The organism is Geobacter sp. DSM 9736 (assembly GCF_900187405.1).
Lineage (GTDB): Bacteria > Desulfobacterota > Desulfuromonadia > Geobacterales > Geobacteraceae > DSM-9736.
Window position 1 is genome coordinate 3,660,086 of the sequence record NZ_LT896716.1, and the last position, 14,815, is coordinate 3,674,900.

General features: G+C 55.8%; 9 protein-coding genes. All 9 read left to right on the top strand.

The features are described from left to right. The first annotated feature begins 64 nt into the window (after nt 1-64). Complete coding sequence (locus CFB04_RS16555) at nt 65-2,476, top strand: homocysteine S-methyltransferase family protein (RefSeq protein WP_088536422.1); 2,412 nt, start codon at nt 65-67, stop codon at nt 2,474-2,476. Between the two features lie 132 nt (nt 2,477-2,608). Next, entirely contained in the window at nt 2,609-2,899 is a 291-nt protein-coding gene (locus CFB04_RS16560) for a hypothetical protein (protein ID WP_088536423.1), read from the top strand. A gap of 88 nt (nt 2,900-2,987) precedes the next feature. Then, on the top strand, nt 2,988-3,812 hold the full coding sequence (locus tag CFB04_RS16565; RefSeq protein WP_088536424.1) for a transketolase: 825 nt from the start codon (nt 2,988-2,990) through the stop codon (nt 3,810-3,812). A gap of 203 nt (nt 3,813-4,015) precedes the next feature. Further along, on the top strand, nt 4,016-4,957 hold the full coding sequence (locus CFB04_RS16570; RefSeq protein WP_088536425.1) for a transketolase family protein: 942 nt from the start codon (nt 4,016-4,018) through the stop codon (nt 4,955-4,957). A gap of 6 nt (nt 4,958-4,963) precedes the next feature. Continuing rightward, nucleotides 4,964-5,545 carry a type II secretion system protein gene (locus CFB04_RS16575; RefSeq protein WP_088536426.1) on the top strand — a complete coding sequence of 194 codons (582 nt, stop codon included), beginning with the start codon at nt 4,964-4,966 and terminating at the stop codon, nt 5,543-5,545. A 95-nt stretch (nt 5,546-5,640) separates the two neighbouring features. Next, nucleotides 5,641-7,158: a HAMP domain-containing sensor histidine kinase gene (locus CFB04_RS16580; RefSeq protein WP_088536427.1), complete on the top strand. Its 1,518-nt coding sequence runs from the start codon at nt 5,641-5,643 to the stop codon at nt 7,156-7,158. 9 nt (nt 7,159-7,167) lie between these two features. Further along, nucleotides 7,168-8,538, top strand: coding sequence for a sigma-54 dependent transcriptional regulator (locus CFB04_RS16585; RefSeq protein WP_088536428.1), 1,371 nt, complete (start codon nt 7,168-7,170; stop codon nt 8,536-8,538). 212 nt (nt 8,539-8,750) lie between these two features. Next, nucleotides 8,751-11,540, top strand: coding sequence for a hypothetical protein (locus CFB04_RS16590; RefSeq protein ID WP_088536429.1), 2,790 nt, complete (start codon nt 8,751-8,753; stop codon nt 11,538-11,540). A gap of 49 nt (nt 11,541-11,589) precedes the next feature. Next, nucleotides 11,590-14,796 carry a CxxxxCH/CxxCH domain-containing protein gene (locus CFB04_RS16595; protein ID WP_088536430.1) on the top strand — a complete coding sequence of 1,069 codons (3,207 nt, stop codon included), beginning with the start codon at nt 11,590-11,592 and terminating at the stop codon, nt 14,794-14,796. Nucleotides 14,797-14,815 lie beyond the last annotated feature (19 nt).

Here is a 14,815-nt window from a genome sequence, read left to right on the forward strand (position 1 = left end):
GCGGGATGTTCCAGGGCTGCATGTTCATCTCGGCAGCACATATTCTAAAGTGAGGACGAATTAAATGATGCGACCTTTTCTTCAGGCCCTGCAGGAGCGGGTGCTTGTTCTTGATGGTGCGATGGGGACCCTGCTTCAGGAGCGCGGGCTCGCCCCTGGGCAGTCGCCGGAAGAGCTCAACCTGACGATGCCCGATGTGGTGGGGGGGGTGCACCGAGATTACGTGGAGGCCGGGGCCGATATCATCGTTACGAACTCCTTCGGCGGAAACCGGATCAAGCTTTCCCACTATGGCCTTGAAGAGAAGGTGCGAGAGATCAATGTCCGCTCTGTCGAGATAGCACGTGCGGCTGCGGGTGACCGGGCTTACGTTGCGGCATCCATAGGTCCTACGGGGAGGTTTATGGAGCCTGTCGGAGATGCTTCCTTCGACGAGCTGTACGAGGTCTTCCACGAACAGGCCGAGGCTCTCATCGCAGCCGGGGCCGATGCTATCACTTTCGAGACCTTCCTGGACATAAAGGAGCTTCGAGCCGGCATCATAGCTGTCCGGGACATAGATCCCACCTTTCCGATTATCGCAATGCTTACCTTCGACGATAACGGCAGAAGCGTACTGGGTACGCCGCCGGAGGCCGCTGCCATCACCCTTGAAGCGGCGGGAGCCGATGTTGTGGGTTCCAACTGCGGTCTGGGCGTGGAGGGGATCTACGAGATACTGTCGGCCATGCGCCGCGTATCGCGTCTTCCGCTTATCTCCCAGGCCAATGCCGGACTTCCTCTTCTCGTGGATGGAAAGACGGTCTTTCCCGGTACACCGGAGGAAATGACATCGTACCACGACCGTTTTCTCGACCTGAACGTGCGAGTGATCGGCGGCTGCTGCGGGACGACACCTGCGCACATAGGGGCTATAAAGAAAAAACTTTCCGTGTGCGATCAGCGGTGGCGTTCTTGCGGGCCCCCCGACGGCGTGCTGTTTCTTTCAAGCCGCACTGCCTGGACCGCCATAGGTGGCGACAACCCGGCCGCCATTATCGGCGAACGGATCAATCCGACCGGCAAAAAGGCTTTTGCCGCGGAGCTGCGGGAGGGGAAGGTATCATATATCCGTCGCGAAGCTGTAGAACAGGTGGCAGCCGGAGCCACACTTCTGGACGTTAATGTCGGAACGCCCGGCATCGACGAACCGGAAGCCATGGAGCGCGCCGTTTTCTGTGTTTCCGGGGCCGTACCGGTCCCCCTCGTTCTCGATTCGTCGAACCCGGCGGCCCTGGAGCGTGGCCTCAAGGCTGTGGACGGGAAGGTTCTCGTCAATTCCGTTTCTGGGGAAGAGAAGAGCATTGCGCGGGTGCTGCCCCTCGTCAAAAAATATGGCGCTGCGGTGGTAGGTCTTGCCCTGGATGAAGCGGGCATACCGGAGACTGCGGAGGGACGGGTGCGCGTCGCTGAGCGCATCGTCGCTGCCGCCGAGACTCTGGGCATCGCCAGGCGAGATGTTGTCGTCGATTGTCTGACCCTCACCGTGAGCGCTGAACAGAAGAGGGCCGTGGAGACATTGTCTGCGGTGAAGGATGTGAAGGAACGCCTGGGAGTGGCTACCGTCCTGGGCGTCAGCAATATCTCCTTCGGACTTCCGAGGAGGCCGCTGGTTTCTTCCACTTTCTTCGCCATGGCTCTTGCCGCGGGTCTGGATGCCGCCATCGTCAATCCGAAGGAAGAGGCCATGATGGCGGCTTTTCGCTCCGCCATGGTTCTTCTGAACCGGGACGCCAACGCGGCAGCATACATCGAGGCATACAAGGGGAATGTGGAAGAGGTCGCTTCGGCGGTTTCAGCTGCTCCTGCCGATATTCGGGGGCGCCTCGCTTCTGCGGTAATCGGCGGTGAGCGGGAAAATGTCGTATCCCTGGTGGATGAGGCGCTGCGTGAAGGCCTTTCACCACTTCAGATCAGCAACGAGGGGCTCCTGCCGGGCCTGGAGGAGGTAGGGCGCAGGTTCGAGCGTAACATATACTTCCTTCCCCAGGTCATGCTTTCCGCCGAGACCATGCAGGCTGCCTTCGGCCGCCTCAAGCAGGAGATGCAGGGTGGAGAGATGGGGAGCGCCGGCCGCATCCTCATGGCGACCGTGGAAGGTGATATCCACGACATAGGCAAGAACATCGTCTGCACACTCCTGGAAAATCACGGGTTCGAGGTGATCGACTTGGGGAAGAACGTCTCCGCCGAACGGATAGTTGCGGAAGCCAGATCAAGGCAGGTTGATGCCGTAGGGCTTTCCGCTCTCATGACCACGACCATGACTGAAATGGAGAATGTCATAGCACGCCTGAAGGAGCAGGGAGTGAAGACATTTACGATGGTGGGGGGCGCCGTGGTGACTCAGGAATACGCCGACAGTATCCATGCCGATCTCTACGCCAGAGATGCAATGGAAGCGGTCGCTAAAGTCAAGCGCCTTCTCGCGGGATGACGGAGCAGGAAAAAGCCGGACTGCTTTCCTTTGCCGCTTAAGCCCGCGCCTGACGGGGTTTTACTTGTTGCAACTATTTCACCCCTGTGGTACGGTGCAGTTACGTCATTTGGCGGGAAGCGGAGTTCCGCGATGGTCGTAGGGTTCAATCACAACATAATGTACAGGGGCGAGGCCTTCCATATTCAGACGGAGGATGGTGGTGCCGATAACCCCAGCATCGTGACCCACATATTTCGCGGCGGCAGTGTTGTCTCCTCCAAAAAGCTGAGCTACGCCGACATCGTCAAGGTCGAAAATCTGGATACGGTAGTGACCGAACTGATGAAAGACCAGCACAAGGAAATGCTCCGCAGGCTGAAAGACGGCGAATTCGATGACCGTGCGCTTCCGGAACGATCTCGCGGTACGGATCTGCCATAGCTGCCGCCGGCTTGCCTCCTCTTCCTCCCGCCGTGATCCCGTACTTCAAACTCCGAATTTCATAAATCACCCCTGAAAGGAAGTCGTAGTGAACCTCGCTATTGCCGATCTGGAAAAGAAAGCCAACAGCCTGCGCGTTTCCATCGTCAGAACCCTTCACAAATCTCAGTCCGGCCATACCGGAGGGTCCCTTTCCGCCATTGACATGGTCGCCGCCCTATATTTCCACAAAATGCGCCACAACCCGCAGAACCCGGCGTGGGAGGGGCGCGACCGGTTCGTGCTCTGCAAAGGACACGCTGCCCCCGCCCAATATGTGGCTCTGGCGGAAGCGGGTTATTTTCCGAAAGAAGACCTGATGATGCTCCGCCGGCTCGGAAGCCATCTCCAGGGGCATCCCGACAGCAAATCAACCCCGGGGGTCGACGTCTGCACCGGCTCCCTCGGCCAGGGCCTGTCGATGGCCAATGGTATTGCGCTCGGCTTGCGGCTCGATGGGAGCGCTTCGCGAGTTTATGCACTTCTTGGGGACGGCGAACTGCAGGAGGGGCAGGTATGGGAAGCCGCCATGGCTGCGGCGCATTACCGGCTCGACAACCTGTGCGCTCTCGTGGATCTGAACGGGCTGCAGATCGACGGGGAGGTCGCGAAAGTGATGAATGTGATGTCCGTCGCAGACAAATTCCGCGCGTTCGGGTGGAATGTCCTTGAAATCGACGGCCATGACATGGCCGCCATCGTCGAAGCTCTTGATGCAGCCGAACAGGCAGAGGGGATGCCGACCGCTGTGGTTGCCACAACCGTAAAGGGGAAGGGGGTTTCCTTTTTCGAGAACAAGGCTTCCTACCACGGAGTAGCCCCCAGTGACGAGGAGCTACCGCGGGCACTGGCCTGCCTCGGCGTTGTCGACTAGACGGTTGTTGAAAAGCAGCCATTTCGCCCCCGTCCTCGAAAGCCGCCGTGTGCGGCGTAGCGCTGTTTATGCCCCAGAGGGTACTACGCCTCCGTGGGCTTTCTGCGGGTGCGACGATCTAGCTATTTTTGAACAACCTGGGCCTTCGTAATGACTTGCGCTGCCTGCTGTGGGTTTAAGAAATTGAAAGGATGAGTTGAGTTATGAGCCAGATGATTGCTACACGGGACGCTTATGGGGAAGTTCTTGCCGAGCTCGGGACGGAGAACCCCGATATCGTAGTGCTTGATGCGGACCTCTCGGGTTCAACCAAGACCGCCGTCTTTGCGAAAAAATTTCCTGAGCGTTTCTTCAATATGGGTATAGCCGAGGCCAACATGGTAGGGACAGCGGCGGGGCTGGCTGCTGCCGGGAAGGTGCCCTTCGTTTCCACCTTTGCGATATTCGCGGCTGGGCGGGCGTGGGAGCAGATCCGCCAGTCGGTGGCCTATCCGAAAGCCAACGTGAAGATAGTTCCGACCCACGGCGGCGTGACCGTCGGCGAGGATGGCGGTTCGCACCAATCGGTGGAAGATATCGCCATCATGAGGGCAATACCCAACATGACCGTCATCGTTCCCGCGGACGGACCTGAGACGAAAGCGGCTATAAGGGCTGCTGCCCTTTACAAAGGGCCGGTGTATGTGAGGCTCGGACGAAACAAGGTCCCTTCGGTCTTTCCGGCTGACTGTTCTTTCCAGATCGGGAAGGGGTGCGAGCTGCGCGGGGGCGCCGACCTGACTTTCGTCACAACCGGGTTGATGACAGCCCAGGCGCTGAAAGCTGCCGAGCTTCTGCAGAAGGAAGGAATCTCCGCACGCGTAGTGCACCTGGGAACCGTTAAGCCTCTGGATCAGGAGCTTGTAATCCGCGCCGCCCGGGAGACCGGAGCCATCGTCACTGCCGAGGAGCATTCGGTCGTGGGCGGGCTTGGGGGGGCTGTCTCAGAGGTGCTCTGCGAGAATTTCCCTGTGCCGGTAAAGAAAGTGGGAGTAAACGACCGTTTCGGGACCTCCGGTAAAGCGGAGGAACTGCTCAAATACTTCGGACTTACCGCGGAGGATCTGGTGGAAGCGGCGCGGGAGGTCCTTGCGCGGAAAAGGTAGCGGGTAATGAAGCCGAAGTGTCTCTTCTCAACCGCAGGATTCACCTACATCGCTGCGCTCATGATGGTGGTGGTCATGGGGATCATGCTCGGCGTGGTGGCCGAGTCGTGGCAGATGATCATGAAGCGGGAGCGTGAAGAGGAGCTTCTGTTCCGTGGCGAACAGATCCGGTATGCCATCGAGCGGTGGTACAAACCGAGACCGGGGCAACACGTGCCGACTCCGCTGCGAAATCTTGATGACCTTGCCCAGGACCCTCGCTCTCTTTCGGTAGTGAAGTACCTGCGGAATAAACCGTCTGAAGCGGCATCGCTGAAAGACCCGATAACCGGCAATGAGTGGGAGGTTGTAAAGAACCCCGAAGGGGGCATCATGGGCGTTCACAGCAAGAGCGAAGCGGAGCCTGTAAAGCAGAAGAACTTCCCCATTGTGAACGAGACTCTTCCCAACAACACCGTGAATCGGGATATTTACAAAAGGTTCGAAGGTAAGAAGAAGTACAGCGAATGGCAGTTCGTTTACAACCAGCTGCCGCCTGCCGGATCGGTAACCGGGCTAGACAGGCCGTTCGGCTCCGGCGCCCGATGATACGTACCAAACTTAGCGACGGGATTTTTATGTTGCCTCATCTGCCGTTTTTCATTCACAGCATCGCCTTTCCGGCCTGATTCGACGGAGGCAGGTTGATTTTCAAAAGCGTTACAACCAGAGTAATCGTTATCTCCATCAGCCTGCTGGTCTTCGGCATCAGCTCCTTCACCTTCCTCAATCTCACAAGGGAAAGAACACAGCTCATCAAGTCTGCCCGGGAGAGCACAGAGCTTCTGCTGCAGACCATCGAGCGGAGCATCTACGGTTCCATGCGGATCGGGAACACCGAGGACGTTCAGCGGATACTGGAGATGGTGGGTCAGAATCACAAGCTCCAGGGGGTGCGGATCTTCCATCCTCACGGAGTCGTCCTCAAGTCCTCCAATCCGGATGAAGTGGGGAAGCCGGTGGATGACCGGGACTACAACCTCTTCATCAACAACAAGAAGGATGGAATTTTTACCGTTGCGGGGCGTGGTGACGTCATCAAGATGCTCAAGCCCATCTATAACGACGTTGCCTGTTACACCTGCCATGGCCACAAAACAAAGGTCATCGGCGTTCTCAATATCGAATATTCGCTGGCGGAAACGCGGAAACGGATGGTGGAGGCCACGAAGCTTTTCATCGTCTCCACCATTGCCATCATCTCCTTCCTTTCAATAATGATCTCCTTCGTGATGCTGAAGTTCGTACGAACACCCCTGCGGCTCATGGCGGAGAATATGGCTCGGGTGGAAAAGGGGGATTTGTCGGTCCGGATGAAGCACGAGGCCCCGGACGAGATAGGCCGCCTTATTTCCAGTTTCGACTCCATGGTGGGCCGGCTCGACACTGCGCGTAAGGAACTGGAGCAGCTTCATTTCCAGCAGATGGAGCGGGCCGACAGACTCGCTTCGGTGGGGGAGATGGCGGCGGGTATCGCCCATGAGATCAAGAACCCGCTGACCGGAATAGCTTCGGCCATTTCCATTATAAAAGACGATTTTTCCCCCGAGGACGGGCGGACGGAGATATTAAACGAAGTCCTGGAGCAGGTGAAGCGTCTCGACAAGACGGTTAACGACCTGCTCTTCTTCGGTAAGCCGACTCCCCCGGAACCTGCCTATACGAATATCAACAGCGTTCTTAAAAAGACGCTGCTTTTCGCTGCGCAGCACCGCGGCGGCAAAAGCGTGGAGAAGCGGCTTGACCTTCAGGACGAGCTTCCTCCCGTTTACGTGGACCCGAAGCAGATCCAGCAGGTCTTCCTCAACCTGATGCTCAATGCTCTCCAGGCGATGCAGGGCAAAGGAGTGCTGACAGTGAGGACGCGCCTGACGGACGAGGAGGGGGCGCGATGGATCTGCGTCAGCATAGCCGACACCGGGCCCGGAATTCCTGCGCCTATTCTGGACAAGATTTTTATACCTTTTTTCACCACCAAAGCCCAGGGGACCGGTCTCGGACTTGCCATCTGCCATAAACTGATCAAGCAGCAGGGGGGGGAGATCTCGGTGGTAAGTGAAGACGACGTTGGGACCGAATTCATCGTCAAGCTGCCTGTGGCCGTCGATCCGACCCTTCTTGCCGAAGGTAGGATTTCGGAAGTACATTACGAAGGAGCATAGGGGACGAGTATGAGGAAGACGAAGATCCTTGTGGTCGATGATGAGCATCTTATCCGCTGGTCGCTGGAACAGAACCTTAAAAAGCAGGGTTATGAAGTCATCACCGCGGGAAATGGCGAGGATGCACTGAAGCTCGTTCGTGACGAGCAGCCGGACATGCTGCTGCTGGATATTCAGCTTCCCGGAATCAGTGGACTGGAAGTGCTGGAAAAGGTGAAGGAGATCGATGAGGAAATCATCGTCATCATGGTAACTGCCCACGGCGGCCTTGAGACTGCGGTTAACGCCATGCGGCTGGGTGCTTACGATTACATCAACAAGCCCTTCAACCTCGATGAAATGGCCATTGTAATCAAAAAGGCCCTGGAAACTTCCGATCTCCGACGGGAAGTGGCAAGCCTCCGCAGCGAGCACAAGAAGTTCGGGCCTCCGAAGATAATAGGTGCCAGCAAGCACATGCAGAATGTGCTCGATATGATGGCGAAGGTGGCACGCAGCGAGGCTTCAACTGTCCTTATTCAGGGAGAGTCGGGTACCGGTAAGGAATTGGTCGCCAAGTGGATACACTATGAGTCGAACCGTGCCGAAAAACCGTTTGTAGCCATTAACTGTGCGGCGGTTCCTGCGACGCTCCTTGAAAGCGAGCTGTTCGGGCATGAGAAAGGATCATTTACCGATGCCAAGGTAACGAAGAAAGGCCTTTTCGAACTCGCCGACGGCGGTACCGTGTTTCTCGACGAAATAGGTGACATGGAAGTGGGGATGCAGGCCAAGCTCCTCCGGTTCCTTGAAGACAGGACCTTCCGCAGGATCGGGGGAACAAAAGGAATCTCTGTCGATGTTCGCATCATCTCGGCGACAAACAAGGACCTGCTCAAGTCTATCGAGGACAAGACCTTCAGAAACGATCTATACTACCGGCTCCAGGTTATCCCGATCTTCCTGCCCCCCCTGAGAGAGCGTAAAGAAGACATCATTCAGATTGCCAACTACTTCATCGAGCACTTCAACAAGGAATTCAACAAGCACGTCAGGGGCATCTCCAGCATGGCCGAGAAGATGCTGGCCGACTATCATTGGCCGGGCAACATCCGCGAACTGAAAAATGTGATCGAGCGAGCGATTATCCTCGGGAACGAGGACACCCTCCTGCTGGAACATCTACCTCTTGAAATAGTGGCCAAAAGCACCAGCTCCTGCGCTTCCGTCACAACGTTCAAGCTCCCCCCCGAAGGAGTGGACATTGAAGAAGTCGAAAAAGAGCTGATCAGGCAGGCTCTCGACAACAATGACTGGAATCAGTCAAAGGCTGCAAAAAAACTGAACCTGGGAATAGATGCCTTCCGCTACAGGATGAAGAAGTTCGGTTTCCTAAAGTAGCAGAAGTGCATACATTGTTCTTTCTGAGCCCCCGAACGCTTCGGGGGTTTTTTTTGCCGGGGGTACGGCAGATCTGCCAAGGTACAGAAAAAGAGAGCGGCGTGGCCGGGACTGGGCATCTTGATTGCATTTGTCCTGGGTAATCTTCGCAGCACGACTTTTATGAACTATACGGTCTGCAAAAATCTCCAATAGTTTCGGAGGGATATAAAATGGGACTCAGCTCACCGAAAAACCTCGCAACACTGGTCATCTCGCTGGCATTGACGGTTATTTCACTGCCTGCAGTATCGTTTGCCGGCCCGCCAGTAATTGCGCCTTCAAGCATCCGTGTGCTTACGGATGGGGTGAAGACGCCTCTTGGCGTGGCGCTGGACGGCGAGGGTAACATCTTCGTGGCGGATGCCGGCCGACGCGGCGTCGTGCGCTTAAGCAAGTTCGGTGTGCCGACGATGTTTATAAAAACCGTGGGGGTTCCTCAGCGGGTTCTGGTGAAGGATGACGGGAACATTCTCGTTTCCCAGGGCAATCAGGTTATTGAGTATAACAATAACGGCAGTGAGGTCCGTCGGCTGACGGGTGGCGATCTCAAGTTCGCAAACGGTATCGCCGTTCACCCGGTCACTAAGGAGATTCATGTTGTCGACAGCGGAGCCAAGCTTGTAAAGGTTTTTGCGTCTGACGGAAGCTATGCCAACAAGAGTTATGGGACGAACATTGCTCCTCCGGAGCCGACCCGTCCCGGTTATGTTGATTTTCTGATGCCGACGGACATAGTTCTTGTTGATGAGAGGCCTGGCGGAGGCCCCTTGCGTAGTATCCGATTTGCGGTCGCCGATACGGGTGGCGGCAGGATAGCTATCTTCGACGGTTCGGGGGTCATTCAGAGCGTGATCGGCAGGTTTGGCGTCAACATGAATGAATTTCTGATGCCTCAGGGTATTGCGGTCGAGTACACTGATGGTGCGGCGGCGGACAGGGTCGTGGAGAGGTTTTATGTAGTCGATTCCTATCACGGCGTACAGGTTATGGATGCTTCCTGGTTGTCGCAGGGGTTTGTCGGGCGCTACGGGACTGGCACGGGAAACCTGATCAATCCGGCGGCGGCAGCGTTTGACGTTGCAAACAGTCGGCTCATTGTCTCCAATGGCTTCGGCAACGTTACCATGTATCCAGTTGATGGCGGCAGTAATCCTGTGGCCAGTGACGTGACCCCTCCTCAGTTCGAGATTCTGGTGTCAGCCAATAACGTAAGCGTGCCCGACATAACCATTAACGGTACCCGTGAGGGGGCCGATGTAACTCTTCGTCTGACCATCAATACTGTCGCAAAGGTAGGTAAAACCGAGTATCTCGACGCCCAGAACTGGAGGACGGCCATCGCCGGTCTTGCGCCGGGGGCCAACGCAATTACGGCTGAGGCGGTTGACCTTGCTGGAAATAAGACTACAAAAACCGTAACCATTTACTATACAAATTCTCCATTCCGCATTCAGAGCTGGGACGGCTTGACAAAGGTCAACCCCTATCCGTTCGAGGGGGAGCGGCCTGTAGGCGCAACTGTTGATGTAAACCTTGCCGCTACGTGTTCCTACCCTACTGTAACTACCTGGAGATGTCTCGTTACCCTGGCTGAGGGGCCGGCGCCGACTCTCGTTCAGTTCACCGTCACCGATGGAGGAGCCTCCTCTACCGGGTCCGCGAGCATAATCCTTGATACGACTGCCCCGGACGTTACCGTCTATGCCGTTGGGGATGGGAAATCCACGAGTACCCAGGTTCACAACGTAATAGGCACTGTTGCTGATCCGCATCTTGATAAGGTCACTGTCGAGTTCAACGGTCAGGCTCCTCAGGATGTCGCGGTGGTCAATGGTGTCTTCAGTGTTCCGTTTGTTCTCAACAACACCGGCTCGGCGGGAAATATATTCTCCGTCAAGGCTATAGACCGGGTTGGCAATGAAAGAACCACGCTGCCTCAGACGGTAAATCTCGATATGAATGCGCCGGTTGTTACTATTGATGCTCCGGCGGATGGAATAACCACCAAAACCTCCAGCCTTTCGCTCGCAGGAAGTGTGGATCGCGTCGCAACCTGCAAATTGGGTGGAGTGGATGCAAACGTTGATGGCCTCAATTGGACGATTTCATCAGTTAACCTGGTGGAGGGATACAACAATCTCGTCGTCGAATGCACCGCAGGCGGAAAGACATCCGCTGTCAAGCGCACAGTATATTACCAGCCGGCTGCGCTTGATCTGACTGTTGCGTCTCCAAAGCAGGATGCTGCCACCAAGGCAGCTTCCGTGGCCATTGCAGGCACGGTTGACAGCACCGTCACTTCTCTCACTGCTACACTCAACGGGGTAAGCAGCAAGGTTAATGTAGACAATGGCGCCTTTACTTTTAATGCCCCCCTGTCAAAAGAGGGTACATATTCTGTTGTGTTTGCTGCTGCTGATGGGAGTGGAAAAACCTCTATCTCCACCAGAAGCGTAATTGCCGATACTACGCCCCCCGCTCTCGCCACTCAGTATGCATACAGTGGTGAAACTCCGGTGACTAATGCTTCGGCTGTCTCCGGTACGGTTGAGCCTGGTGCTAAGGTCGTTGTCACTAACCTGAGCAACCAGCCGGTCGGCACAGTATCCTATACCCACGGCGGATTCGATGCGGTGCTTGGGCAGAATTACGATCTCTTCAGTCTTGTTGTTGCCGCTACGGATCAGGCCGGAAACGTGACGACCAGGTCTGCAGCCCGGCCGGACGGCAATTGTAATGGAAGCGTAGGAGGTTCTGTCAACTCCGATGACGTGCTTGTGTGTCTCGATATAGTCGCTGGAAGAGCGGCGACAAATCTCGAAGTTGCTCACTGCGACATCGGCCCGCTCCAGGCGGGGCAGATCAATCCGAGTGGTCAGATCGACCTTGCCGATTGTATTCTTACTCTGCGTAGGGCCAATACCCTTCCGCCGGAATGGTGGAAGAAGCCCACGCCGTAGCTGAAGGTAGATTCACGTTGATAATCACATGCTTTGCTAGGAGCGTGCTATGAAAAGATCGGCAGTCCAATATCTGATTTTCGCCACTGTTCTGTTGCTGATGCCCTCTGTGGTCTTGGCTGCGGACGGCCACGAGCTGCATCAGCCTTATGAATGTGCGACTTGTCATAAGGCAAGTACACACAAGGACCTGGGTGTCTCAGGCAGGTACTCGAACCTTTGTGTCGGTTGTCATAAGCCGGGCAACGTGGACCTCTATACAGGCGATTATTATGTTCGCTCATTCAGCTACGGCGACATGGCCAACCCGTACAAGAATGACCCGGGTCTCAACGGCAAGAAGGATGCCATGCAGCTTTCCCACAAGTGGGTAGGGTCCGATACGGTACCTGCTGCCGGAGCGGTTCCTCCGACTACCGATGCATTGAATCCCCGTACAAACGAAGGTTACGCGCTTCTCGGCACTGTCAGTTGTACGCGTTGCCATAACGTCAAACTCGTAAACACTAACAAGCCTTACCTGCGAGCCCAGATCGACGACATGTGTCTTGACTGTCACAGGCCCCGCAATACCACGAGTCACCTCGAAGGTACCCATCCGGTTAACGTCTCGTACACAAGCGCTACATCGAAGCCGAAGCTCTTCCCGGGTCAGTACTATCCGCGCCCCCTCAACTCAAACCCTGATAACAAGACTTCTCAGCTTGGGACGAAGGGGGGTAAAATCCTCTGTACCACCTGTCACGGCATCCACTATGTCGATTCCAATAGCCGCACCTATGATAATTTCTCCAGTCTCGTGATGGGACGCCTTTCCAGCTCACAGGGCAACCTGCTGAAGACCGATCTTCGCGGTGGAACGGCCAACGACAGAAACATCTGTACCAATTGTCACAAGTCTGCAGACGACCCTGCTAACACTCTGGCCAAGGTTAAGAATCACAACGGCAAGAAAAACCAGAACGTTCAATGTGCTGACTGCCACGGTGGCCATGTGGAGTACGATCCGGCAGATCCGACCGCGCTTAAAAACGTGTACCTCATCAACCGTTACATGAATATCTCCACTACCTATGGAGCGGTCAGGAACAAAAGGGTCCTTTTCCAGGATGTGAGCAACAAGAACTACAACCAGGACCAGTATGGCGTCTGCGTAGCATGTCATGTGCCTACACCGCGAATTGAGCATACGAATAAGGGTGGCGTCTACTGCAACAAGTGTCACGTCCATGAAAAAGGATTCTCTGCCGACTGCACAACCTGCCACGGCTTCCCGCCGACAGCGTCTGACAAGGGTGGGGGACCTTACGGCTACGCAGATACCCCTTACGATTACAGCGATCCGCAATATGGTGTTTACAAAGATGAATCCAAGACGCCTCATGCAAAGCATGCGGCAGGAGGGAGTAGCAACTATTCATACGATTGTGCCCAGTGCCACAAAGGGTACACTCACATGGACGGCAAGTTCCAGGATGTTTTCATCGATCCTGTCGACACCCTGGCTGGATCGGCGGCGACCTACACCAAGGCCTCACCCGGAACCTGTAACAACGTCTACTGCCACAGCAACGGTGCTCAACCTGCCGTTTACAAAAACCCCACGTGGGATCAGGGTAAAAACACCGTTGGCTGTAATTTCTGCCACGATGCCAAACCTACAACCAATGCTCACTCTCGTCACGTAGCAGGCGGGGCGCAGGGCAAGGCGTATGACTGCGAGGCTTGCCATAGCGCAACAGTGACCGGTTCCACCATTATCAAAGACAGGGCCAAGCACGTTGATGGACGTTTGGATGTAGTCGGTGCTGATGGATGTCTCGACTGTCATAACAATGCCGCTGGCGGTCCTCCGGCTGTGACACCCGACTTCAAGGTCAGCACGACCGGACAGTGCGGTTCCTGCCATGCCAACCCCCCAGGATATGCTCACAATGCGCATATCTCCGCAGTATACGGTCCGGTCTTCGGTGCTGATACACTGGTAGCCTGTGCCAAGTGCCATACCTACACCGGCGAGCTTTCAGCGACACATGTCGATGGCAAACTCGACAACACTCTTCAAGCAGTGGCATGCGGAACATGTCACCCCGGCACCCTTCCCAACTGGAAAGGGATAGGCAGGGTTACCTGCGAAAGCTGTCACTCCGGCGGAACCCAGTCCGTTATTAACGGTATCGCTGCGCCTGCCAAGAAACTTTCTACCGAGTCGGGCCACGGAAAATTCGAAGGGGCCAGAAAGACCTGCGCCGACTGTCATGACGGTGATTCAGCCCATATCGATGCCAGTGCCTCCGTACACAGAAAACGCGTGTTCGACAACATGACCGGCTTCAACAAGGGTTGTACTTACTGCCATAACGACGAGCAGAAGATCAAGGCCGGATGGACATGGCGTAACTACAGCAGTACCTACAAGATAAGAGGGTATGTCCCCTTCTACAATATGAGCACGCACTTCACCAAGAAGGGCGGAAGTGCGGTACCCAATGGTCAGGACATGGCTTGCTCGCAGTGTCATGATCTTCACGGCACTACCAACCTCTCCATGGTCAGGACCAAGATTGCTTACACAAACAGCACTACCTGGACCATCAGTTTCGCCAACAGATCCACGATCGGTGGAGGTGACGGGCCAGTCAACAAGGTAACGAACCGCGGTCTCTGCCAGGTCTGCCACACCAAGACCAAGTACTTCAGGGCCGGTGTAGACGAGACGGGGCATCCGGACCGCAACTGTTTCAGCTGTCATCCACATAATGCAAGAGGCGGGGCGTTCAGCCCGAGTGATGGTACCTGCGACACCTGCCACGGCTATCCGCCGATTCCGAAGAGTTCGGTCGTTGGTCCCGAGCAGGTAAGGGGCACTGCCCTCTTCAGGCAGACCTATGGGGTTGAGAACAACTTCATCAACGCCAAGTTCGAAGACTACTCGGGTGGCGGCGGTGTCCATATGTGGCACGTCGACCCGGCTGCCAAAGCAAGCGACGGCTGGAACGCCTGTGCCATCTGCCACACCGGCGGAAGCATGACGAATACGCAGACTCACGTGATGAGAATGCCCCTCAAGCAGAACATCAGCAACGTAACGGTTAAAATAGATCCAAGGTGGCGCTTCAATGACGCCGTCCTGCCTACCTACACCGGGGCAAGGCTGGTGAATCCGCCTGAGGTCAACAAGACCGGCTCCTGCATCAGCGTCGGCTGTCACTTCAAGCCTACAGGACTGATCGGTCCCTGGAGTGCTGATAGGTAAACCTGTTACATAGATGGAA

Coding starts and splice junctions, on each gene's coding strand:
- CFB04_RS16555 (WP_088536422.1), top strand. CDS start 65: ATGATGCGACCTTTTCTTCAGGCCCTGCAGGAGCGGGTGCTTGTTCTT.
- CFB04_RS16560 (WP_088536423.1), top strand. CDS start 2,609: ATGGTCGTAGGGTTCAATCACAACATAATGTACAGGGGCGAGGCCTTC.
- CFB04_RS16570 (WP_088536425.1), top strand. CDS start 4,016: ATGAGCCAGATGATTGCTACACGGGACGCTTATGGGGAAGTTCTTGCC.
- CFB04_RS16575 (WP_088536426.1), top strand. CDS start 4,964: ATGAAGCCGAAGTGTCTCTTCTCAACCGCAGGATTCACCTACATCGCT.
- CFB04_RS16585 (WP_088536428.1), top strand. CDS start 7,168: ATGAGGAAGACGAAGATCCTTGTGGTCGATGATGAGCATCTTATCCGC.
- CFB04_RS16590 (WP_088536429.1), top strand. CDS start 8,751: ATGGGACTCAGCTCACCGAAAAACCTCGCAACACTGGTCATCTCGCTG.
- CFB04_RS16595 (WP_088536430.1), top strand. CDS start 11,590: ATGAAAAGATCGGCAGTCCAATATCTGATTTTCGCCACTGTTCTGTTG.